The 21,674-nt window shown below is 51.2% G+C and carries 25 protein-coding genes; all 25 read right to left on the reverse strand.

The features are described 5' to 3' along the window. Positions 1-528, reverse strand: a 528-nt coding sequence (locus BN3795_RS17735; RefSeq protein ID WP_408635046.1) for a response regulator, incomplete at its 3' end; no start/stop codon positions are given. A gap of 31 nt (positions 529-559) precedes the next feature. After that, positions 560-1,447 (reverse strand): MinD/ParA family protein, encoded by an 888-nt coding sequence (locus BN3795_RS17740; RefSeq protein ID WP_068786036.1) that lies wholly within the window; start codon positions 1,445-1,447, stop codon positions 560-562. Continuing rightward, positions 1,444-2,844 carry a flagellar biosynthesis protein FlhF gene (gene flhF, locus BN3795_RS17745; protein WP_068786037.1) on the reverse strand — a complete coding sequence of 467 codons (1,401 nt, stop codon included), beginning with the start codon at positions 2,842-2,844 and terminating at the stop codon, positions 1,444-1,446. Before flhF ends, BN3795_RS17740 begins: the two co-directional genes overlap by 4 nt. Next, the gene (gene flhA / locus BN3795_RS17750; protein ID WP_110945235.1) at positions 2,841-4,877 is read right to left on the reverse strand and encodes a flagellar biosynthesis protein FlhA; all 2,037 of its coding nucleotides are present in this window, start codon (positions 4,875-4,877) and stop codon (positions 2,841-2,843) included. Before flhA ends, flhF begins: the two co-directional genes overlap by 4 nt. Before the next feature lie 21 nt (positions 4,878-4,898). Then, the gene (flhB, locus tag BN3795_RS17755) at positions 4,899-5,990 is read right to left on the reverse strand and encodes a flagellar biosynthesis protein FlhB (RefSeq protein WP_068786038.1); all 1,092 of its coding nucleotides are present in this window, start codon (positions 5,988-5,990) and stop codon (positions 4,899-4,901) included. A gap of 14 nt (positions 5,991-6,004) precedes the next feature. Beyond that, the gene (fliR, locus tag BN3795_RS17760) at positions 6,005-6,793 is read right to left on the reverse strand and encodes a flagellar biosynthetic protein FliR (RefSeq protein WP_068786039.1); all 789 of its coding nucleotides are present in this window, start codon (positions 6,791-6,793) and stop codon (positions 6,005-6,007) included. Between the two features lie 12 nt (positions 6,794-6,805). Beyond that, on the reverse strand, positions 6,806-7,075 hold the full coding sequence (fliQ, locus tag BN3795_RS17765) for a flagellar biosynthesis protein FliQ (RefSeq protein WP_068786040.1): 270 nt from the start codon (positions 7,073-7,075) through the stop codon (positions 6,806-6,808). A gap of 42 nt (positions 7,076-7,117) precedes the next feature. Continuing rightward, positions 7,118-7,885, reverse strand: a complete 768-nt coding sequence (gene fliP, locus BN3795_RS17770) for a flagellar type III secretion system pore protein FliP (RefSeq protein ID WP_068786041.1) — start codon at positions 7,883-7,885, stop codon at positions 7,118-7,120. Further along, positions 7,882-8,421, reverse strand: a complete 540-nt coding sequence (locus tag BN3795_RS17775) for a FliO/MopB family protein (protein WP_068786042.1) — start codon at positions 8,419-8,421, stop codon at positions 7,882-7,884. Before BN3795_RS17775 ends, fliP begins: the two co-directional genes overlap by 4 nt. An 8-nt stretch (positions 8,422-8,429) precedes the next feature. Next, the gene (locus tag BN3795_RS17780; protein WP_068786043.1) at positions 8,430-8,795 is read right to left on the reverse strand and encodes a response regulator; all 366 of its coding nucleotides are present in this window, start codon (positions 8,793-8,795) and stop codon (positions 8,430-8,432) included. Between the two features lie 27 nt (positions 8,796-8,822). Then, entirely contained in the window at positions 8,823-10,064 is a 1,242-nt protein-coding gene (gene fliY / locus BN3795_RS17785) for a flagellar motor switch phosphatase FliY (protein ID WP_068786044.1), read from the reverse strand. Next, complete coding sequence (fliM, locus tag BN3795_RS17790; protein ID WP_068786045.1) at positions 10,054-11,052, reverse strand: flagellar motor switch protein FliM; 999 nt, start codon at positions 11,050-11,052, stop codon at positions 10,054-10,056. The genes fliY and fliM overlap by 11 nt, the downstream gene beginning before the upstream one ends. A 43-nt stretch (positions 11,053-11,095) precedes the next feature. Further along, on the reverse strand, positions 11,096-11,569 hold the full coding sequence (locus BN3795_RS17795) for a flagellar basal body-associated FliL family protein (RefSeq protein ID WP_068786046.1): 474 nt from the start codon (positions 11,567-11,569) through the stop codon (positions 11,096-11,098). Then, positions 11,566-11,790, reverse strand: a complete 225-nt coding sequence (locus tag BN3795_RS17800; RefSeq protein ID WP_068786047.1) for a flagellar FlbD family protein — start codon at positions 11,788-11,790, stop codon at positions 11,566-11,568. The genes BN3795_RS17795 and BN3795_RS17800 overlap by 4 nt, the downstream gene beginning before the upstream one ends. Before the next feature lie 76 nt (positions 11,791-11,866). Continuing rightward, positions 11,867-12,691 (reverse strand): flagellar basal body rod protein FlgG, encoded by an 825-nt coding sequence (gene flgG / locus BN3795_RS17805; protein ID WP_068786048.1) that lies wholly within the window; start codon positions 12,689-12,691, stop codon positions 11,867-11,869. Between the two features lie 90 nt (positions 12,692-12,781). Further along, a complete protein-coding gene (locus tag BN3795_RS17810) occupies positions 12,782-13,162 on the reverse strand; it encodes a TIGR02530 family flagellar biosynthesis protein (RefSeq protein WP_068786049.1) in 381 nt (126 codons plus the stop codon). Beyond that, positions 13,159-13,662 carry a flagellar hook assembly protein FlgD gene (locus BN3795_RS17815; RefSeq protein WP_068786050.1) on the reverse strand — a complete coding sequence of 168 codons (504 nt, stop codon included), beginning with the start codon at positions 13,660-13,662 and terminating at the stop codon, positions 13,159-13,161. The genes BN3795_RS17810 and BN3795_RS17815 overlap by 4 nt, the downstream gene beginning before the upstream one ends. Positions 13,663-13,686: 24 nt before the next feature. Then, positions 13,687-15,090: a flagellar hook-length control protein FliK gene (locus BN3795_RS17820; protein ID WP_068786051.1), complete on the reverse strand. Its 1,404-nt coding sequence runs from the start codon at positions 15,088-15,090 to the stop codon at positions 13,687-13,689. Between the two features lie 40 nt (positions 15,091-15,130). Continuing rightward, the gene (locus BN3795_RS17825; RefSeq protein ID WP_068786052.1) at positions 15,131-16,066 is read right to left on the reverse strand and encodes a MotE family protein; all 936 of its coding nucleotides are present in this window, start codon (positions 16,064-16,066) and stop codon (positions 15,131-15,133) included. A gap of 39 nt (positions 16,067-16,105) precedes the next feature. Then, complete coding sequence (gene fliJ / locus BN3795_RS17830; RefSeq protein WP_068786053.1) at positions 16,106-16,552, reverse strand: flagellar export protein FliJ; 447 nt, start codon at positions 16,550-16,552, stop codon at positions 16,106-16,108. 10 nt (positions 16,553-16,562) lie between these two features. Beyond that, on the reverse strand, positions 16,563-17,882 hold the full coding sequence (gene fliI, locus BN3795_RS17835; RefSeq protein WP_068786054.1) for a flagellar protein export ATPase FliI: 1,320 nt from the start codon (positions 17,880-17,882) through the stop codon (positions 16,563-16,565). Beyond that, positions 17,863-18,717: a FliH/SctL family protein gene (locus tag BN3795_RS17840; RefSeq protein ID WP_068786055.1), complete on the reverse strand. Its 855-nt coding sequence runs from the start codon at positions 18,715-18,717 to the stop codon at positions 17,863-17,865. The genes fliI and BN3795_RS17840 overlap by 20 nt, the downstream gene beginning before the upstream one ends. After that, entirely contained in the window at positions 18,710-19,726 is a 1,017-nt protein-coding gene (gene fliG / locus BN3795_RS17845; protein WP_068786056.1) for a flagellar motor switch protein FliG, read from the reverse strand. Before fliG ends, BN3795_RS17840 begins: the two co-directional genes overlap by 8 nt. 11 nt (positions 19,727-19,737) lie before the next feature. Beyond that, a complete protein-coding gene (fliF, locus tag BN3795_RS17850) occupies positions 19,738-21,321 on the reverse strand; it encodes a flagellar basal-body MS-ring/collar protein FliF (protein ID WP_068786057.1) in 1,584 nt (527 codons plus the stop codon). A 32-nt stretch (positions 21,322-21,353) separates the two neighbouring features. Then, complete coding sequence (fliE, locus tag BN3795_RS17855; protein WP_068786058.1) at positions 21,354-21,662, reverse strand: flagellar hook-basal body complex protein FliE; 309 nt, start codon at positions 21,660-21,662, stop codon at positions 21,354-21,356. Positions 21,663-21,674 lie beyond the last annotated feature (12 nt).

The raw sequence follows: 21,674 nt of genomic DNA on the forward strand, positions 1-21,674 counted from the left end.
GCCGGAAGCCGCCGTGCCGGGCAGCGGCGGCTTCGGCGCGGCGGGCCCGCTGGCCTTCGGCGGCTTGCCCGCCGCGGGCTGCGCCGGCGCGCTTTGCTGCGCGGCCGTCCAAGCATCACGCCGCGCCTTCGCTTGCATCGCGGCGTGAATCTGCTCGCGCAGCTCGCGCCCCACCTGCTCGATGTCATGCGAGCTGGTGGTGGCCGACGGCTTGCGGATGAAGTCGAAGGCGCCCAATTCCAGCGCCATAATGGTCTCCCGCATCCCTTGCTCGTTGATGCCCGACAACATAATGACCGGCAGCGGATACTCCTTCATGATGACCTTTAGCGCATCCAAACCGTTCATTTCCGGCATTTCCACATCCATCGTTACCAGATCCGGTTGAATTCGCGCGATCTGCTCAATCGCTTCGCGTCCGTTCTTGGCCGTGGCCTGGACTTGAAAAGCCTCGTCCTGTTCGATGAGATCCGAGATGATCTTACGCATAAACGCCGAATCGTCTACCACCATCACTCGATAAGTCATCAACGTTCCACTCCTGTTCCTTCACGAAGAATCATTTTGCTAGCTTTAACCATTTATGCATAAACCCTTTGATTCCCGATAAAGTATCCGTCGGCTTGGTTTGCGGAACATTCAGATAAGCCTGAGCCAAGCGCTGAATATCGCGCGCTGCCGAGCAACCGGGGAAAGCGATGGAGAAAGGAACCTGCTTCTTGACCGCCTGCATTACATGCGAATCGTCGCTGAGATAGCCTAATGTGGGAATCTCCATGTTAAGGAAGCGGCGGGCAACCAGCGAAATTTTATCCGCAACCTGCTTGGCCTCGAGCTCCCCGGAAACCCGGTTGATGACCAGCCGAAACGGGATGTCTACCTCCATCCCGTGCACCACCTTGATTAATGCATAGGCATCCGTGATCGAGGTTGGCTCCGGCGTCGTGACGACCAGGCACTCATCGGCGGCAGTAATGAACTTCAAGGTTTCCTTCGATAATCCGGCACCGGTATCAAAAAGAATGAAATCCATCTCCTCGGAAATCATCTCGATCTGGGAAGTGAAGTAATTGAGATCCCCTTCGGATAAGGAGAACAGATCGGCAAGTCCCGAGCCCCCCGCAATAAACGGCAAAGCATTCGAGCCCAGCTCTACGATCTCGGTGATGTTCTTTTCACCCTTTAACAAGTGGTACAGGTTATATCTCGGCCTGACTCCCATCAACACGTCGATATTCGCCATGCCGATATCGGCATCAAAAATCAATACTTTCCGTCCCAAGGACTTTAAGGCTAAGGCAAAATTCAAAGTGAAGTTGGATTTCCCCACGCCGCCTTTGCCGCTGCTGATGGTCAGGATTTTGGCAGAGCCCTTGCGGGCCTTGGACTCTGCTGAGTCTCCCAGTGACGATACCAGTTGTCTGAGTGCTTGGGCCTGATCGCTCATGGCTTCCGTTCTCCCAGCAGAATGTCAATCAACAATTCCCTGTCGGCCTGGAGCAAATCATCCGGAACATTTTGACCGTTAGTCAGGAAGGACACCTTCAGAGGATATTCGTTCAACAAGTTATAAATCGATCCTACCGTTTCCGTTTCGTCGAGTTTCGTAAAGATCACCTTGTCCAAGTTGTATTTGCTAAAATGCTCGGTGATTCGCTTCATGTCTTGCAATTTGGAGGTCAAGCTGAGGACCAGATACGTCTCGCTGGCTTCCGATGGCGCCAGCAGGCTATGGAGCTCCGCGACGAACAGCTCATTCAGATAGTTCCTCCCCGCCGTATCCATCAGGATCAGGTCGCAAAGTTCCAGCCGCTGCATGGCGCGCTGAACATCACCGGGGGATTGTACAACCTCGAGTGGGACATTCAAAATGGTAGCGTAGGTTCGCAACTGCTCAATGGCTGAAATCCGATAAGTGTCCGCCGTGATGAACCCGACCTTCTTCTGTAATCGGAAAATCTGATCCGCGGCGAGCTTGGCGATGGTGGTCGTCTTCCCGACGCCCGTCGGCCCGGCGATATACACGATTCTGGTCTTCTCGCCGATCCCTGTATCGATACGATGATTTAGAAAGCCGCTGACAACGGTGCGAAATTGAACCGCAAGCTCATCTTCGCTTAAGGATTTGCCCGAGCTCAACCAGGCTTCGTAGATCTCTTCTACCCAGCTCTCGGCAAGCTCCGGATTCACTTCCTGGTTCATCAGCTGTTGCTGGAAGGAATGCAAGCTCGGCGGCATTTCGCGATGGTCGCCTTGCTTCTTGGCAAGTTGACTGATCCACATCTTCATCTGCCGGATTTCCTCCAGCAGATGCTCTTCCTTAGCGGAGCTGGCGCGCTCTTGCACGGGTAGAGTCGAGACGCGCTCCTGGGCGGCAGCACTTTGAATGGCTGCTTCTAAGCGGGGTGAAGCCAAACCGGATACCGACTCAGTCGATGCTTCTGCACTCTCCACCTTCGCCGCCGCCGGAGGAATCGGGGTGATGATCGGCTCCTCTCGTTCCTGCACCCCGATCGCAGTTAGAACAGAGGAAGCTGCCGTCTGCGCCGAGGCGGCCGGTTGAGCCAACTGCGACGTCTTGCGGTAAGCCTCTGGCACGGCTTGGCGTGCAATGGGAGCCGCAGCCGGCGGTTTGGGCAGCAGGGCGGGTTTTCCTTTTGGCGTTGCCCCCGCATTCCCCTCCGTCGCAGCGATGACCTCGATCTTCTTCTTCTGGAACATGCCGAGAAAACCGCCAACCTTCATCTCCTTCGTACTCAAGATAACCGCATCGGCGCCTAACTCACTGCGGATCTTCAGCATGGCGTCAGGCATTGTGTCGACGATATACCGTTTGACTCTCATAAGTTCACCACCCCGACGCTTTGGATTTCAACATTAGGTTCCAGCTCGCTGTAGGATAACACCGGAATATCCTGCATGCTGCGCTCGATAACTTGGCGCAGATACATTCGGATCGTCGGCGACGTAAGCAGGATCGGCTGATGGCCCGTTTGAATCAAGCGGTTGATCTGCTCCGACAGCTTCTGGAATACGGTTTGCGTGGAAGCCGGATCCAATGCCAGGTAGCTGCCTTGATCTGTCTGCTGCACGCTCTCCGCGATTTTCTTCTCGAGGTTAGGCCCTACCGTGATTACGCGCATCGTTTCACCGGGCTGGGTGAATTGCTGCGTGATTTGCCGGGAAAGCGCCTGTCTGACGTATTCGGTCAACACGTCCGGATCCTTGGTATAGGTTCCGTAATCCGCCAGCGTCTCGAAAATCGTCACCATGTCGCGAATCGAGATTTTCTCTCTCAGGAGCTTGGCCAGAACCTTCTGCACGTCACCAATCGACAATACCGACGGAATCAACTCATCGACAAGCACGGCGTAGTTCTCCTTGAGATTGTCAACCAGGGCTTTGGTCTCTTGACGGCCCAGCAGTTCATGCGCATGCTTCTTGATCAATTCCGTCAGATGGGTCGCCACCACGGACGGCGGATCGACCACGGTATAGCCGGACAATTCCGCCCGATCCTTGGTCGCTTCATCGATCCAAAGAGCTGGAAGGCCAAACGCAGGTTCTTGGGTCTCGATACCTGTGATGGTGTCGTCGTCCATCCCAGGACTCATCGCTAAATAGTGATTAAGTAATAATTCACCGCCGCCTACGACATTTCCTTTTATTTTGATGACATATTCATTCGGTTTTAGTTGAATATTGTCGCGAATTCGGATAACCGGAACGACCAGACCTAACTCAAGCGCACATTGGCGCCGGATCATAATGATCCGGTCCAGCAAATCCCCGCCCTGCCCGGTATCGGCCAGCGGGATCAGCCCGTATCCAAATTCGAATTCAATCGGATCTACCTGCAGCAAATTGATGACGCTCTCGGGGCTGCGTACCTCTTCGATTTGCTGCTCTTCCTCTTGTTGTTCCTGCTCCACTTGTCGGCGATCCATATTTCTCTGCATTTTGATGGCTGCGAAGATCATTAATCCGGCGAACGGATACGTCGTCCAGATCCCGATCGGTGTGAACGTGCCCAGCAGGGCAATGGTCCCTGCAACTACATAGAGAAGCTTCGGGTAAGTGAACAGTTGCCCCGTGATATCATCCGCCAGATTGCCTTCCGAGGATGCGCGTGTCACGATCAGACCGGCCGCTGTGGAAATCAGCAGCGCCGGGATCTGACTGACCAAGCCGTCCCCGATCGTCAGGAGGGAATACGTTGAGAGCGCATCGGAGAAGCCCATGCCGTGGATCGTCATCCCGATGATAAAACCGCCGATCAAGTTGATCAGGAGGATGATGATACTCGCGATGGCATCCCCTTTGACGAACTTGCTCGCACCGTCCATCGCGCCGTAGAAATCCGCTTCCCGTTCAATCTTGCCGCGGCGCTCGCGCGCTTGCTGCTCATTAATGAGCCCGGCGTTCAGGTCGGCGTCGATACTCATCTGTTTCCCCGGCATCGCATCGAGCGTAAACCGCGCAGCAACCTCGGCAACGCGTTCCGAGCCTTTGGTAATGACGATAAACTGAACGACCACAAGAATCAGGAAGACGACAAAACCGACTACGGGCTCTCCGTGAGAAACCCATGAACCGAAGGTTGCCACCACGTGGCCGGCTTTGGCCTGTCCCAGAATCAGCTTGGTGGTTGAAACGTTTAACGCCAATCGGAATAACGTTGTGATGAGCAGCATCGCCGGAAAGATGGAGAACTGCAGCGCCTCCCGGGTATTCATTGCAACGAGTAATATGATCAGCGCGAGCGAAATATTGATGATCAGCAAAATATCCAGCAGCCAAGTCGGGATCGGAACGATCATCAGCAAGACGATGCCGATTATGCCAATAAGAATAAATATATCCTTAAATTTCTTCACGCGTGTTCCCCTCCGATCCCATTATGATTTGGCCCTGCCTTTAATGCGATATACGTAAGCCAGCACTTCGGCGACGGCTTGAAACAAGTCCGCGGGGATCGTATCCCCGATTTCAGTTCGTTGAAACAGCGCCCGTGCCAGCGGCTTGTTTTCCATAGTCATCACGCCATGCTCCTTGGCGATTTCTTTAATGCGGAGCGCCACATAGTCCTGCCCTTTGGCAATGACTTGCGGGGCATCCATGGTGGATCCGTCATACTTCAGAGCGACCGCAAAATGGGTCGGGTTGGTGATGATTACGTCGGCCTTTGGCACTTCCTGCATCATTCGCTGCAGGGCCATCCGGCGCTGACGCTCCCGAATTTTCCCCTTAATCATCGGGTCGCCTTCCATTTTCTTGTACTCATCTTTAATGTCCTGCTTCGACATCTTCAGGTTCTTCTCGTGTTCATACCGCTGATACATATAATCCAGAGCGGCGAGCACGATTAATGCCGCTGCGATTTTGATCCCTAAATTCATCGTCAGCTGGGCGGTGAAATGAAACGTATCATCGACTGGCAAATGCCCCAGTGCGGATAAGCTTCCGCGGTATCCCCAGATCGTTGAATAGACAAGATATCCAATAATCAGCAGCTTAAAAAGCGTCTTGAGAAATTCCACCAGCGACCGCATCGAAAAAATGTTTTTAAACCCTTTGATCGGACTTAGCTTGCTGAACTTCATTTTGAGCGGTTCCCCGATAAACAGGAAACCGATCTGCGCGTAATTGGCAACAACCGCCACTACTACAACGACCAAGAAAATTGGAGCCAACAGCAGTAGCACTTGAACCGCGTAATCCCCCATCATGGTCATTACGTTCGTCTGCGTCACGTCCATCGACAACCGATGATAGAATACGTCTACGAACAGGCCGATCAATCTCTCCTTGATGAAATCGGAAAATGCCATCAGACATAAGAAACCAGCCATCAACAGCAAGGCCCCGGTCAACTCCTGGCTTTTGGCCACCTGACCCTTCTTGCGGGCGTCCTGACGTTTCTTCGGAGTCGCTTTTTCCGTCTTTTCACCGGCGAACAGCTGCAGATCAAGCGAATACCGATATGACATAGCGATCCCCCATCCTACTTCGGCCTTTGTCCAATCGTACCGAGCAGATCATGCAATGCACGGAACAGCACCTCGAACAAAGATTGAAACGCAACGATAAAGCCGGGCACAAGCAGCAGCAGTACCAGTAACCCCACGATGATTTTTACCGGAATCCCGATAACGAAGATATTGAATTGCGGAGCCGTACGAGCCAAGAACCCCAGCGCCACATCGGTAACGAACAAGGCGACGACAAGCGGGGCCGACATTTGGAAAGCCAGCATAAACGCCTGGCCGAAGGTTCGAACGAGAAATTCCGCCAGATCCCCATTGTAAATTTGTTGGAACAGATGGTTGGATAACGGAATCCAGTTATAGCTTCGAATGACCGCATCCAGCAAATAATGATGTCCGTTCATGCTAAGGAACATCAACGTCGCGAAGATATACTTCAGGTTGCCTAGAACTGGCGCCGATGCTCCGGTCATGGGGTCGATTACATTCGCGATCCCGAAGCCGATTTGAACATCGATAAAAGAACCGGCCATCTGAACAACGGAAAAAATCAAATTCGCGACATACCCCATCAGCAGACCCACTAACACCTCGCGAATAATAAACAACACGTATCCCAAATCATTAGGTAATGCTTGATTCGGCCCAAGAGTCAATAGAATAACGACCGCGATGATTCCAGAGAAACCTACCTTGAACGTAGTCGGCACCGATCGAGATGAAAAAATCGGTGAAACTACAAAAAAGGCTGTCATTCGACAGAAAATAAGCATAAAAGTAGAAATTCCGTGCAATAAAGTATCCATCATTTCTGCAACCTAACCGATATAACTTGATAGATTGTTTAGAATTCCATAAGTAAAGTCTACCAGCGTCGTCAGAATCCAAGGACCAAATAACAACAAAGCGATTAAAATAGCAATAATTTTGGGAACGAAGGCAAGCGTCTGCTCCTGAATTTGGGTCGTTGCTTGAAAAATACTTACCAGGAGCCCCACCACGAGACCGATCAACAGCATCGGCGCGCTGACTTTCAACACGGTATAAACGGCTTGTCCGGCCAAACCGATAATAAATTCCGAACTCATCAACCGCTTCTCCTTCCCTGAATCAAGCCTTTTCCTGTAATCCTAGGTATTGAAGCTAACCAACAGTGACTTCACGATCAAATACCAACCATCCACCAGCACGAACAGCAAAATCTTGAACGGCAGCGAGATCATGACCGGCGGCAGCATCATCATCCCCATCGCCATAAGCACGCTGGATACGACGATATCGATAATCAGAAAAGGGATAAAGATCATAAAGCCCATTTGAAACGCCGTTTTCAGTTCACTAATAGCAAAAGCCGGCACCATTACCGTGAGCGGGATATCTTCATAACTCTTGGGTTTCTCCATTTTGGTATAACCCATAAACAGCTGAAGATCCTTGGTTCTCGTATGGGTGTACATGAACTTCTTCATGGGAACCGCCGCTTTGTCCAACGCTTCCGTCTGGGTGATTTCCCCTTTGATATAAGGTTGAACCGCCACCTCGTTGATCGTGGTGAGCGTTGGGCTCATGACGAATAAGGTTAAGAACAAGGCGAGTCCGATCAACACCTGGTTTGGCGGCATCTGCTGCGTCCCCAAGGAATTGCGGACAAACCCCAGCACTACGACGATTCGGGTAAAGCTGGTCATCAATACGAGGATCGCCGGCGCAATGCTAAGCACCGTGATCAACAAAATAATCGACAACGAGCTGGTACCTGGCGCCCCGCCCGAATCCGAATTTCCGATTTGGATCCCGATATTCGGAATCGGGTCAACCGGTTCGGCCGATGCTACGGAGACCGCGAGTATGCTCCATATCGTCAGCAGCAAGCTGACAATCAACAATTTTCTCTTCATGACTCCCTCGACCGATCTGTAGAATGTTCTTCCGGTTCCTGCAATAGCTCTTCCATTTGCCGTTTCCGGTCCGGCATCTTCCGCAGCTGCGATTGAAACACCTCATGGAAAGCGACTTCGTCCAGCTCTTCTTCCTCTCGAGGCGGTTCTTTGCGAAAGCGGGAGATCAAGCCGGACAAGGTCGACGACAATCCGGCAAATTCAGAGCCTTCTTCTTCGAAGGCTTGTACCAATAGAGCTACCTCGTCCGGGCCGGATATTTTGTCCACCAAGGAAATATCCTCGCCGACACCCACAAGATAGATGCTCCCCCCGAGTTCAATCACTTGCAGGGATTTGTTCGGTCCGAGGCCAATGGCTCCCAAAGTACGAATCGCGCGACTCTGGGACAAATACCGGTTCCTTTTGCCAAGAAAACGGACCAGTAAGACGATTAGAGCAATGATCAGGCCAAGAACTACGATGACGGTAAACAAGTTCCCCCAAAGGTTGACATCCCCAGCACTGTTCAGGGGAGACTCCTGCGGATTATTCATCGCTTAGCTTACACCCCAAGCGTTTTGTTAATCGCTTCGATCACCCGGTCGGATTGGAATGGCTTCACGATAAAGTCTTTCGCCCCGGCTTGAATCGCATCGATCACCATCGCTTGTTGACCCATCGCAGAGCACATAATCACTCTGGCATTGGAATCCAATTTTCTGATTTCCTTGAGTGCAGCAATACCGTCCATCTCTGGCATCGTAATGTCCATAGTCACAAGATCAGGATGCAATTCTTTGAACTTTTCAACCGCTTGCGCACCATCCTGGGCTTCGCCAACCACTTCAAACCCATTTTTTGTTAAAATGTCCCGGATCATCATTCTCATAAATGCTGCATCGTCTACGATAAGAATTCGGTTAGCCATTGATATAAAATCCTCCCTAAACTTCTACTATTGTAATTTTTGAATGCGGTCCCACTGGCTTACGATATCCGTGACGCGTACGCCGAAGTTCTCATCGATGACGACAACTTCGCCTTTGGCGATCAATTTGTTGTTGACCAGAATATCCACGGGCTCACCGGCGAGCTTGTCCAGTTCGATAATGGAGCCTTGGGACAGTTCCAGGATATCTTTAATTTGCCGTTGGGTCCTTCCTAATTCTACGGTGACTTTAAGGGGTATGTCCATCAATAAGTTCAAATTATTTTCGTCTACATGTTGAAAGGATGGATTCCCCAAATTTGCGAATTGTACAGGTTGTACATTCAAATTACGCCCCGGTGCGGTTCCGTAGTGATGCGGTTCGCCGTAAGGTTGACCTTGGGGTGGATACCCGTAAGGCGCCGGCTGCCCGTAACCATATCCCTCTTGCATTGGCGGTTGTTGCATCGGCGGCTGCTGCATCGGTTGTGACGGCACAGGAGGCTGTTGATAAGCCGCAGGGGCTTCAGGTTGAGGCGCAGGGGGAGCGGCTGCCGCAGCGCTTTCCTTCGCACCTGTATTCGCCTCGGTTGTAGAACCGCTGATCAGGCTCTCCACCATTTCTTTGGCGAACTTCACAGTGAGCAGTTGCATGATCGTCGAGTCGATCAAATCTCCGATCGTTAAACGGAAAGAGATTTTGATTAACGGATCCGCTGCTGGCAAACTGCCCAGCCCATGCCCATTAGACATGTTAAGAATATCTATTCCTGGTGGTGAAATATTCACAAACCGATTAAATATAGTAGACATCGAAGTGGCAGATGATCCCATCATCTGGTTCATGGCTTCCTGCACAGCGCTGATATGAATCTCGTTCAGTTCCTCATCCGCAGGGTTTCCTTCCCCACCAAGCATTAAATCGGCAATAACTTGTGCATCCCGTGTCTTGATAACCAGTGAATTCATTCCTTCAAAACCGTCAACATATTCGACATGGATGGCTACATGCGGTTTTGGGAATTCGGCTTCGAACTGGGAACGGGTGATTACGGAAACCTTTGGAGTCGTGATATCCACTTTTTTATTCAACAAAGTCGATAATGCCGTCGCTGCGCTACCAAAAGTGATATTTCCGATTTCCCCTAGTGCATCTTGTTCCAATGGAGTCAACACATCATCAACCGTTGGCTCAGATGAAGCTTCTTGATTCGCCTGTTTGAGTAAAGCATCGATTTCTTCTTGGGACAAATAATCTTTACTCGTCAATCTCCTCAACTCCTTCGTTGACAATTTCATCAATTTGTACGGCAACCCGTTCCTTCACGGTTCCTGGGCTTCCGATATATTTTAGCCTGTCGCCAATCCTAATTTGCAGACCTTCTTGGACAGGTTTATTTAGTGAGATTACATCGCCAACGGACAAACCTAGAAATTCGCGCACCGTGATCTGCGATTCACCCAACTCCGCAATAATCGGCAGATTGGCTCTATTCACACGGTTTCGTAACGCATCGACCTCTTCTGGAATGCGCGATTTTTTCTGAGACACGAACCAATGATGTACCGACAGTTTAGGCATGACCGGTTCAATTACAACATGAGGAATACAGAGATTGATCATTCCAGTTGTATCGCCTATTTTCGTACTCAGTGATATGAGCGCTATCGTTTCGTTAGGGGAAACGATCTGCATGAATTGTGGATTCGTCTCCAATGCTTCCATGCGCGGGCTGATATCTACTATGGTTCGCCAAGCCTCCTGCAAACTCTCGAAAGCTCTACTAAATATGCGCTCCATGATGATCGTTTCAATTTCGGTTAACGACCCAATCTTTGAAGGTGCGACTCCTATTCCGCCGAGCAGTCGGTCCAGCATAGCAAATGCGACGTTGGGATGCACCTCCAACACCATTCTTCCTTCCAGCGGCTCTGCTTCAAAAATGTTCAGGATCGTCATTTTGGGAATGGAGCGAATAAACTCGTCATATGGAAGCTGCTCGACCTGCACGACGTTGATTTGTACGAACGTACGCAACTGAGCTGAAAAATAGGTGGTGAGATAACGGGCAAAGTTCTCATGAATCCGGGTCAAGCTCCGGATATGATCTTTGGAGAATCTCACAGCTCGCTTAAAATCGTAGGAGCGGATCTTCTTCTGCGTCTCTTCCTTTTTCAGTTCCTCGGCATCCATTTCGCCCGACGATAACGCAGCAAGCAGCGCATCGATCTCGTTCTGCGACAACACATCAACCAAACATCTCACCCCCTTAGAAAAATCCGTATTCGTTCGATATTATTTAAATCGTCGTCATAATGAAGTCGGTAATATCGATTTGAATCAATTTCCCTTCCGGCAGCGACTTGTTGATCAGGTTGAGCAATTTGGAGCTCAGATTGTCTTTCCCCAATGCACCCGTCAAATCTTCCGGCTTGGTATCCGCCAACGTTTTGATGATAATCGGTTTGATTTTGTAATCCTTGATTTTGTCGAAGGCTTCTTTGGAAGCTTCACTATCCAACTGGAAAGCAAAGTCGATAACCACCACGTAATCCGGTTCGGACAAATTCGTCTTGATGTCGTCGATCGTTGAAGTAACCTTGACGATTTCATCCACTGACAATTTCGCTGGTTCCGCTACACTGTTCACAGCGGCGTTCACTTCGGTACCCGGCGCGGGCTTGTTCATTTGATTCACCAGCAGGAAGGCGGCCAATACGATCAGAGTGATTGCAAGCAAAATCGTAATCAGCCAAGGCAACATTTTCTTCATGACCATTCCTCCGTTTGTTGCACTTTAATAGTTGCTGCGTGGATGCCGATTTCCCGATAATACGCTTGGATCATCGCGATAACCTCGGCCGCCTTCTCCAGCACGATAATACGCTTCCCTGTGATCAGGGTGACGTAAGTATCCGGTGTTTCTTCCACGGTCTCAATCATGATGGCGTTCAGCCACATTTGTGAACCGTTTAAGCGTGTTACTGAAATCATGATTTCCCTCCTAAGCGATCAAGGAGCGGGGATAACAGCCGGGGAAAGGTTCACCCCTCCCCGGCTACCCCTTCGCTTAACGTTTCAGATTAACGACTTCCTGAAGCACTTCGTCGGAGGTTGTGATAATCCGCGAATTAGCTTGGAATCCCCGCTGGGCCACGATCATCTCAGTGAATTCCGAGGTCAGCTCAACGTTGGACATTTCCAATTCGCCAACAACGAGAGCGCCGGCTCCGTTAGTGTTCGGGGTCGTGTATCCCGCATCAATCTCTCCATCCGCAATCGCATTGGTTGTCACGCGATAAAGATTTCCTCCGATTTTTTCCAATCCCGCAGGATTCGTAACCTTGGCCAGGCCAATCGGGCCGACGGTAGCAGTCGTTCCGTCAGTTAGTTTGGTTGTGATTGTGCCATCCGCCGAGATGGAAAAGGCGGTTACATCACCATCAACAATCGGTTCAAGCACATCTCCGGCGTTATTGCAAACTAATAATCCATCGGCAGTGACCAGTTGGCCCAGCGCATCAACTTGGAAATTCCCAGCCCTTGTCAAGAAGGGCACCTCTTGATCATCGCTCAGCTTAACCAGGAAAAAGCCGTCCCCGTCAATCCGCAGATCAAGGGGGTTATTCGTCGTCATTGCGCTGCCCCCGGTATGGATGGTGTCAATGGAACCGATGGAAGTTCCCAGACCGATTTGTCTGGCATTCACCCCTCCGACGGTTCCTTCCTCCGGAGTGGTAACGCCGCTGATGGTTTGGCTCATAATATCCTTAAACATGACGCGACCCGTTTTGAAGCCTACCGTATTTACGTTCGCAATATTGTTGCCGATGACGTCCAGCTTTGTTTGAAAACCGCGCATCCCGGAAACGCCAGAATACATTGATCTTAACATGTGTGCTCATTCCTTCCATTATCAAATAGCTTGCTTCGGCAGCTTCAGTCGATCCGCTGCCGCTTGGCTCCCGTATCCGGTCCAGCCATACTAAGAAATGATGACGGCGCTGTCGATTTGAGTGAACACGTTATCCTTCATGCTGCTGCCGTCCATCGCGGTCACGACGGTTCGATTATTCACGTTGACGATGAGAGCCATGTCTTTCAATAAAATCAGCGAATCCTTCGCTCCCTTTGCCGCTGCGCTGTCAATGGCTGATTCGATTTGATGAAGCTGCTCCGGCTTGAGCTCGATCCCGCGTTGTTCCAACCGCTTCACGGCATGATTGCTGAAGTGGACCAGCCGGTCCTCCAGCATTTCCTTGAAACGGGTACCTGCTGGATTCGCCGGTGTACTCTTGCTTGGCGTCAGCGCACTAGGCCCGATTCTGCCCGTGTAAAGCTGCCCTACTCGGATCGGTTCGTTCATGACGGATCCGCTCCTTGACCGGCTTCGTCTGATTCTTCGGCAGGCTCGCGCACTTGTTCGATATCGGAGATCTTAATTTCCTTATCCCCAACCTTGACGTAATGAACGCCGTCCCGAACAAGGATGGAATCCACTATTCCGCTTGCCTTCTCGACGATCACTTCCCCTTTCCCGGTAGCTACATCGTAATTGCCCGTTTTGGTTTCAATGACCCAGGCAACCTCTTTCCCGATCAATCCGGAGTCATTACCTAAAGATTGGCCTAGTTTAGATAGTTGCTCAGAGATATTGGTCAATTGCTCTACCGATGTAAACTGGGCCATCTGAGCGACCATCTGCGAATTGTCCATCGGAGACATTGGATCTTGATATTGCATTTGGGTCATCATCAATTTAAGAAAAGCGTCTTTGCCCAACTTGTTGTCGATCTTGCTGTTTTTTTCAACATTGCTCTGCGCATAATTGGGCCAACTTACTGTGGGAGTATACGTACCAGCCACGGAGAAACCTCCTTTCAACTAATCTCAGGCACGCGCCACAAAGGAACTGCCGTAGTTTTGCTCTTTGGCTCTCACCTCGGCGACCCATTCGTTCCAATCCTCATTCAGGTCACGAATGGCAAGGGTCTCGTCCTCTGTCAGCGGGCGGCGTTTCTCGCTTTGCTGCTGCCCTGCTCCTCCGCCAGATTGTCTGCCGTCATGGTACATATGGGAAGACATTGACGTATTTTGCGTGACTTCCAGTTTGCTTACTTGAAGACCTTGAGACTGTAGTGCCGATCTAAGCTGCGCCATCTGCTGTTCCAGCGATTCCTTGGCAAATGCATGCTCCGTCATGAATTGGGCGGTCAGTTGTCCGTTTTGCATAGTAATCCGCACGTCAACTTGTCCCAAATGCTCCGGATAAAGCGAGATTCTCGCCTCGGATACACCTTTCAGATTCACGATATCCAGCTTGTTAACCAGGAAACCGCTCATTTCTTTGGCGAAATGCTCAACCGGTACAGGCTTGGCTACATGTTTTACCGGCATGATGCCGCTGTCGCGGATTGCGAGTTGTCCTGCAGTCACGATTTGTCCCGTTGGAACAGGATCCGCTGGGTCTTTGGCTTCGGCCGTCAAATTGTCAACGGCTGCTTCAGTTTCATTTGCCTGCTTGTGAATGTAAGCTGCAGGGTTGACCCATTTAATGTTGTGCTGAGTGTTTCGAGCGTCTCCTTGGTTGCCCGAGCCGCCCTGCGAATTTGCTCCGGCTCCTTGATCCGCTGTCAGGACTCGTGCTTGGATCCCGGTCAAATTGGCTCCTTTATCCCCGTTCGGCTTCGTGTCCACCGTTTCGGGAATGGCATCCAACAGGCCTTGCAGCGCATCCAGCATCGTACCGGCTTGTCCCTGCGCGCTTGCAGACAACTTAACAGCATCGGCATTCGATCCCCCGGCAGTCTGCAGTTGAACCAACACATCCTGGATCGCAAATCGCATCGTCTCCGGCTGTTGCGCCAGTACGGGCAGTTCATTCGCCCCTTCCGACAACGTTCCCGCTCCTTGAGGCGTGTTCGTCTGCAGCAATAAGGTTTGGACCTGTTGCAGCCAGCCTTGCAGCGCCGCCATCAGCGAAGGATCCGCTTGAAGAGCATCGTCCAATTTAGGCAATTGCTTCAGCAAGCCTTCGATCATAGCCGCGAGCGAGCTTTCCGTTGCATCGGAAGACGCGGAGTCCGCGCTCATCTGTAATCCGGCTAACGTCAACAGCTGGGAAGAGGTTTGTCCTTCCTGCGGCTGGGCGTTGCCAAGCAACATGGAAAGCAGCTTCTGATCGAAAGACAAAGCTGCATTCTGCCCTGCATCTGCCTTGCCTGTCGCCCCATACCATAACGAGTTCGCGCCCCCGGATTTGCTTACATTTACTTGGGTTACGGATTGACTCATCTTGTTCTCACCTCCTTTCAAGATTAAATGAACGTACTGTTTATTTACTTACCAGTTGATTCAGGATCTTTACCGATGTCTTCTCGTCGGATTTCGCCATCTCCGCCAAGATTTTCGAGCGGGTCGTTCCGTTGACCGATTTCATGATCTTAAGCGCCTTCTCAGGACTCAGCTTATACGTTTGCAACACCAGCTTGGCGGCATCCGCCGCAGCCATTGAGGAGAAGGTCTGGCTCAGCTCAGTATCATTCAGCCCCGTACTGGTTGCAGCAGCGGTGTCTGCGGCAGCTTCCATTTTCAGTCTGGATTGCAGCGCGGCGATTGCCAAGTCCTCGGACGTATTGACATCCTTCAGCTTAATTGAAATATCAGCCGCCTTTTGCGGATCCATCTTTTCCAAAATAGCCACTTTGTTCTCATTACCCATCACACTCAGCATTTGCAGCGTTTCTTCGGTCGTCAGTTTATCGAAAATCGCCGCTGCTTTGCTTGGGCTCATTTCCGCATACAGATTGGCAAGTTTCTTAACTTCCTTCTGATAGGCTTCCGCTTCCGCCGATTGCTCCCGAGAGCTCTTTTCCTGCTGTACCGCGGTCAACTGATCTTGCAACTCTTTGACCTTCTCCTGCTGCTCGGCTGCTTGCTGATTTGCAGTTTGCAGCTCTGCCTGCTGTTTGGCCAACTGGTCCTTGAGCTCCTTCACGGTGGCATCGGTGCTCTCCTGCTGCTTCTGCTCTTTCTTCTCCGCTTGGACCGGCTCCCCTTCAGAAGTCACAGGATCCGGAACCAGATTCTTTATCACAGGAATTCGATTTCCCCAATCAATCAGTGTGTTGCGGAAGTCTATATTGAATAATGTTAATAACACGCCTAGGAGAACGACCGTAAATAGAATCGGAGTCATAAAGAACAGAAAACGCGAAAACCCGCCCCCTGATTCCTCTTCCAACTCATCGTCCAGCACTGTCTTTGCCATCTCTATCCCTCCTTCGAACAACCGTATGGGCGCCCGCCGTCATGATCGGGCTCTCATGGCGAACCGGACTGTAGCCATTTCATCCAGCTCGTTTTGTTCCCGAAGAAGCATTTCGTGCTGAAATTTGTCCATGGCTTTCTCTTTCGCTTTAAGCCAAACCTTTTCGTCCAGCATTTTACCCTTTAAAATAGCCTTCTTGCGGTCTACATTCTGTTCAGCCAAGTGAATATCAGCTAGCTTCCGTTCGATCGCCTGGTCCATATAATCCATGTATCGTTGAAGTTCCTGCAATTTGATCATGGAGGCGGTGTTCTCCGCTTCCGCTGCGATCACCGCTGCGGTGGCGGCCTTCTCCTCCAGCAACTGCTCCAACGAGCGCTGCTCCGATTGAAGCTCGCCTACGGCGGCGGACAACATCCACTCCGCCTGCGTTTTTTCGTTGGATTTCAAATCTACTACTTTTTGATAGACGTACCGGAACCTCATACTTTACGTTTCATCTCCTTGCGAATTCCGAAATTAACCGTTCCTGGACCTCGGCAAGCGTTACCTTCTCGTTAACCTTCTGTTTCGTAAAGCTCCATATATCCTGGATTGCGTCGATCGCTTCATCAATGTCAGCGTTGGAACCTGGTTGATAGGCCCCGATATTGATTAAATCCTCGGAATCCTTATAAACCGCCATCAAGCGTTTCAGATTCTCGGCCGCATCATTCTGCTCATCCGTCACGATATCTTTCATCACCCGGCTGATGCTGGCCAGAATATCGATCGCAGGAAAATGCCCCTTATTGGCAATTCCGCGGTTCAGAACGATGTGTCCATCCAAAATGCCGCGAACGGCGTCGGCAATCGGTTCATTCATATCGTCACCGTCAACAAGCACGGTGTAGAAGGCGGTGATCGAACCTGCCGGCCCCGTCCCTGCCCGTTCCATCAGCTTTGGCAAGGCAGCAAACACGGAAGGGGTATAGCCGCGCATAGCCGGCGGTTCCCCAACGGCCAGCCCCACTTCACGCAAAGCCATTGCATAACGGGTCACGGAATCCATCATCAACATGACGTTAAGCCCGCGATCGCGGAAGTACTCGGCGATCGTCGTTGCAATCAAAGCTCCCTTCATCCGAATCAAAGCCGGCTGATCAGAGGTTGCTACGATCACGACGGAGCGCTCCAATCCTTCAGGACCCAGGTCCCGCTCAATAAAATCAAGCACCTCGCGGCCGCGTTCCCCAACGAGCGCAATCACGTTAACGTCTGCCGATGTATTCCGGGCAATCATGCCCATCAAGGTACTCTTCCCGACCCCGGAACCGGCGAAAATCCCCACGCGTTGTCCCTTGCCGATCGTCAGCAAACCATCGATGGCCCGCACCCCGATCCCGATAGGTTCGACGACCCTGGGTCGATTCAGCGGATTGATCGGTTTGCTGTGGGTTGAGTAATGGCTCATTCGCGATGGAAGCAGCGAGCCGTCCAGCGGTTGTCCCAAGCCGTCCAGCACTTTGCCAAGCAGCTCGGAGCCCACCTGAACGGTCAGCGGTTTGCCGGTCCCGACAACATCACAGCCGGGACCGATCGCTTGCAGATCCCCCAGCGGCATGAGCAGCACCTTATTGTCCCGAAACCCCACAACTTCGGCCTGCAGAGGTTGAGCCGCTTTGCTCGGATAGATATAGCACAGATCGCCAATGCTGGCGTCCGGGCCTTCGGATTCGACCATCAGCCCGATGACCTGGGTCACCTTCCCGTTGATTCGGATCGGGTCAAGCTGCCTGAGATGATCGATATAACGTTCAGCTTTCAAACTCGTCATTCGCTTGCCCCCGCTCCTCCGTATGTAGAGAAACCCGCAACAATTCTTTTTTGATCTCCGATAATTGGGTATCGATTCTGGCGTCAACGCTGCCGAAGGAGGAGCGAATGACGCAGCCGCGATCCTTCACCGTCGGATCCGGTAAAATCTGAAGTTCAGCCTGCGAGTCAATCGCCAGGCTGAGCTCTTCCCTCGCTGCCTGCACGAAAGCAAAATCGCTTGGCGAAACGCACAATGTCAGGACTCCTTGCTCCCGTTTGCGCGCCAGGCTCTTCTTGATCAGATCCAAAGCGTATTGCGGTTCAAGTTCAAGCTGCTTGTCGATAATTTTCTCAGCAATCGCACAGCTTAGTTCGACCACGAAAGGTTCGGCCTCCTGAATAATCCGTTCCTTCTCGACATAAGCCTGCTGCAGCACCGAACCGGCTTCATTCATCATCTCGTCAATTTGGGTCCGCATTGCCTGCTCGGCTTGGGTCTTCCCTTCCTCATAGCCCTGACTGAAACCTTCCGCCTTCAACGCTTCAATCATCTGTTCATCCTGTTCCCGGCGCTCTTGCCACCAGGCTTCAATCTGCTGGCGGGCTTCGGCCAATAAGCGCTCCGCTTCCTCTGAAGCTTCCCTGACCTGACGCTCGGCGAACTCCTTGGCATCGGCCAGCATCTGACGTCTGGTTTCTTCTGCGGCAAGATCTTCAGCGCTGGGTCCATGGACGGCGATGGATTCGGACGATGCCGGCGGAGATTCCTCTGCCGCCGGATGGACCTTGGCCAAATTCAGCTGTTTTAAAATTTCAACCGGTACGTATTGAGACACCTTGATCAAATTAGACAATGATGTCATCTCCTCCGCCGCGGGCGATAATAATCTCACCAGCTTCTTCCAATCTGCGGATTGTAGCTACGATGCGGGTTTGCGCTTCTTCCACATCACGCAGCCGCACCGGTCCCATGTATTCCATTTCTTCCTTGAACGTCTCGGACATCCGCTTCGACATGTTGCGGAAGACCGCCTCGCGAACTTCTTCGCTGGCCACTTTGAGGGCCAACTGCAGGTCGGCGTTCTCGATATCGCGGATAATCCGTTGGATGGAACGGTTGTCGATGTTGACGATATCTTCGAACACGAACATCCGCTTCTTGATTTCTTCGGCCAGCTCTGGATCTTGAATCTCCAGCGAGTCGAGAATCGTTCTTTCCGTTCCTCGGTCAACGCCATTGAGAATCTGTACGATGGATTCGATCCCGCCTGCACTGGTGTAATCCTGCGTCACCGTAGCAGAGAGTTTCTGCTCAAGAACGCGCTCAACCTGCGCGATGACTTCCGGCGACGTGCTGTCCATAACCGCAATTCTTCTGGCGACCTCCGCCTGTTTCTCCTGCGGCAGCGAGGACAAGATCGCAGCAGCCTGCTCGAATTGCAAATAAGACAACACCAAAGCGATCGTTTGAGCATTTTCGTTTTGGATAAAGTTGAGAATTTGATTCGGATCTGCTTTACGGGCGAAATCGAAAGGCCGTACCTGCAAGGTAGCGGTCAGACGGTTGATAATATCCACCGCCTTCGATTGGCCCAGCGCCTTCTCCAGAATCTCCTTGGCGTAATTGATGCCGCCTTGCGTAATATATTCCTGGGCCAGGCAGATCTGGTGAAATTCCGCCATGATCATTTCTTTCTCGGCACCGTCGACTTTACGGACATTGGCAATCTCCAATGTGAGTTGTTCGATTTCATCATCCCGCAAGTGCTTGAAAATCTGCGCAGACACCTCGGGTCCTAACGTAATTAATAAGATAGCTGCCTTCTGTCTCCCGCTTAACCCCGGGCTCGCTGTTTTTGACAATGCGTTCACCTCTATTCATCCGCCAACCAAGTGCGAAGCAAGTTAACGAATTCGTCAGGCTTCTTCTTGGCCAACGTCTCCAGTTGTTTGCGCACTTGGTTTTCATTCGTGACTGAATCCAAATTAATGGATGGGAACTCCGGCGTAAGAGGCAAGGCGATATCTTCTTCCTCTTCTGTCGTTTGCTTGCGGCGGCGGAACAACACAATCCCGAGACCTGCCAGTGCAAGCAGAGCCGCGCCCCCAACTCCCCATACCAACGGGCTGGATAAACTCAAGCCGGCCTTTTGGGCAGCGTCCGAATGGAATGGCTGAGACAATACCGCAACTTTTCTCTGCAATTCTTCGTCTGTATATGTAGTACCGGAGTCAGCCAAGTAGGATCCCACGATATTTTTCAAAATGTTTTCGATCGCGGTCCGGGTATTTTCATCTAATGTTTCCTGACCTTCGGGTGGTTCAACGGCCACATTGATGGTTAAATCTTTTATGACGTAGGGACTAGCAACAATGTCCTTGGTAATTCGATTGACTTCATAGTTAATCGTCGACGAACTTTCTTCCGAAGACGATCCTCCGTTTGTTTCCGTTGAAGGGTAATTGACGACATCTTCTTCGCCAGTACCGGGAACACCGCTAGTCGGACCAGCCGCCCCGGTATAGCTCTTTTGCACTTTTTGTGCACTGATTTCGATTCCCTTCATATTTTCGGTATCTACCGGAGTAACCAGGTTGTCCTTCTGACTCACTTGGTCGAAATTGAGCTTCGAAGCAACCAGCACTTCAATCTTCTCCGGACCGGTCAGCCGGGAGAGGAATTGCTTCACGCTTTGGCGCACATCGCTTTCAAATTTCTTCTGCAGCGCCATGTTCTCCTGAACTGCCGTAGTCAGTGAACCCGTTGCTCCGCCTTGCCCGCTTGGGAGCAATACGGTATCGTCACTCGAGGAGAGCGAGATATTCTCTACCGGCAAGTTGGGAACCGAGGTTTTCACCAAGTTGAAATATCCGTCGACAGCTTCCTGATTCGGCCGGTACCCCGGCTTGAACGAGAGGACGATCGAAGCCGTTGCTTTCTCCTGCTCTTCCGGACTGGCGAACACGTTCTCCGTCGGGAGGTTAATAAGGACCTTGGCATCCTGGATTCCCTGCATTTTCTTTAACAGTTGTTCCACTTCACCATTCAGGGCGCTTTTGTACTTGACATTAAATTCATTATCCGTCATCCCGATCAAGGAAGAGCTCTCGTTAAAAGCTTCTAACCCGATCGACCCGTTCTGCACGATTCCTTGCGAGCCAACATCGACCTTAACCTTTGCCGCATTCTTGCTGGGCACCGAGATCGTTGTGCCGTCCGGTCCGAGCTTATACGGAATTCCGCTGGATTCCAGATATTTGATAATCCCTGCTGCATCGGTCGAATCCAAGCCCGTAAAGGCCACGTCGTATTCCGTTTTAGAGAATTGAATCGTCAGCAGGATGATGGCGAGCAGGACAAAAGCCACCGTTGAGATCAATAAAGTTTTTTGTTTTTTGCTAAATTGGCTCCAGTACCCTACCAATCGATCACGGTACTGTGTAATTCTCTCATTCACAATGTCACCTCATCCGAAGCATGTTTCAATCCTTAAATTTGCGTACGCATGATCTCTTGGTAAGCTTCGATCACTTTATTCCGGACTTGCGTAGTCAGTTGCAAACTTAACAAGGCTTGCTCCGAGGCGATCATCATCTCGTCTGCATTTACTTTACCTAATAGAAATTGATTGTTTACCTGTTGTGCATTGGTTTCTTGGGCGGCGACACCTTCCAGCGCATCGCTCAAAAAGGAACTGAATTGCTTCATGGATTCCGCTGGCGTGAGATTCTGCGAATTGCTGGAGGTCTGCACCCCTGTCAGCGGTTTTAAGGAGTCAAAGCTCATTCTCTCGATCAACGTACAACACTC

This window comes from Paenibacillus phocaeensis, assembly GCF_900021165.1.
GTDB lineage: Bacteria > Bacillota > Bacilli > Paenibacillales > Paenibacillaceae > Fontibacillus > Fontibacillus phocaensis.

Bases quoted from the DNA above. Each gene is read 5' to 3' on its own strand.
- BN3795_RS17740 (WP_068786036.1), bottom strand. From the start codon at position 1,447: ATGAGCGATCAGGCCCAAGCACTCAGACAACTGGTATCGTCACTGGGA.
- fliR (WP_068786039.1), bottom strand. From the start codon at position 6,793: ATGGATACTTTATTGCACGGAATTTCTACTTTTATGCTTATTTTCTGT.
- flhB (WP_068786038.1), bottom strand. From the start codon at position 5,990: ATGTCATATCGGTATTCGCTTGATCTGCAGCTGTTCGCCGGTGAAAAG.
- BN3795_RS17775 (WP_068786042.1), bottom strand. From the start codon at position 8,421: ATGAATAATCCGCAGGAGTCTCCCCTGAACAGTGCTGGGGATGTCAAC.
- flgG (WP_068786048.1), bottom strand. From the start codon at position 12,691: ATGTTAAGATCAATGTATTCTGGCGTTTCCGGGATGCGCGGTTTTCAA.
- BN3795_RS17810 (WP_068786049.1), bottom strand. From the start codon at position 13,162: ATGAACGAACCGATCCGAGTAGGGCAGCTTTACACGGGCAGAATCGGG.
- flhF (WP_068786037.1), bottom strand. From the start codon at position 2,844: ATGAGAGTCAAACGGTATATCGTCGACACAATGCCTGACGCCATGCTG.
- BN3795_RS17800 (WP_068786047.1), bottom strand. From the start codon at position 11,790: ATGATTTCAGTAACACGCTTAAACGGTTCACAAATGTGGCTGAACGCC.
- BN3795_RS17780 (WP_068786043.1), bottom strand. From the start codon at position 8,795: ATGGCTAACCGAATTCTTATCGTAGACGATGCAGCATTTATGAGAATG.
- BN3795_RS17795 (WP_068786046.1), bottom strand. From the start codon at position 11,569: ATGAAGAAAATGTTGCCTTGGCTGATTACGATTTTGCTTGCAATCACT.
- fliI (WP_068786054.1), bottom strand. From the start codon at position 17,882: ATGACGAGTTTGAAAGCTGAACGTTATATCGATCATCTCAGGCAGCTT.
- BN3795_RS17820 (WP_068786051.1), bottom strand. From the start codon at position 15,090: ATGAGTCAATCCGTAACCCAAGTAAATGTAAGCAAATCCGGGGGCGCG.
- fliQ (WP_068786040.1), bottom strand. From the start codon at position 7,075: ATGAGTTCGGAATTTATTATCGGTTTGGCCGGACAAGCCGTTTATACC.
- fliP (WP_068786041.1), bottom strand. From the start codon at position 7,885: ATGAAGAGAAAATTGTTGATTGTCAGCTTGCTGCTGACGATATGGAGC.
- BN3795_RS17825 (WP_068786052.1), bottom strand. From the start codon at position 16,066: ATGGCAAAGACAGTGCTGGACGATGAGTTGGAAGAGGAATCAGGGGGC.
- fliJ (WP_068786053.1), bottom strand. From the start codon at position 16,552: ATGAGGTTCCGGTACGTCTATCAAAAAGTAGTAGATTTGAAATCCAAC.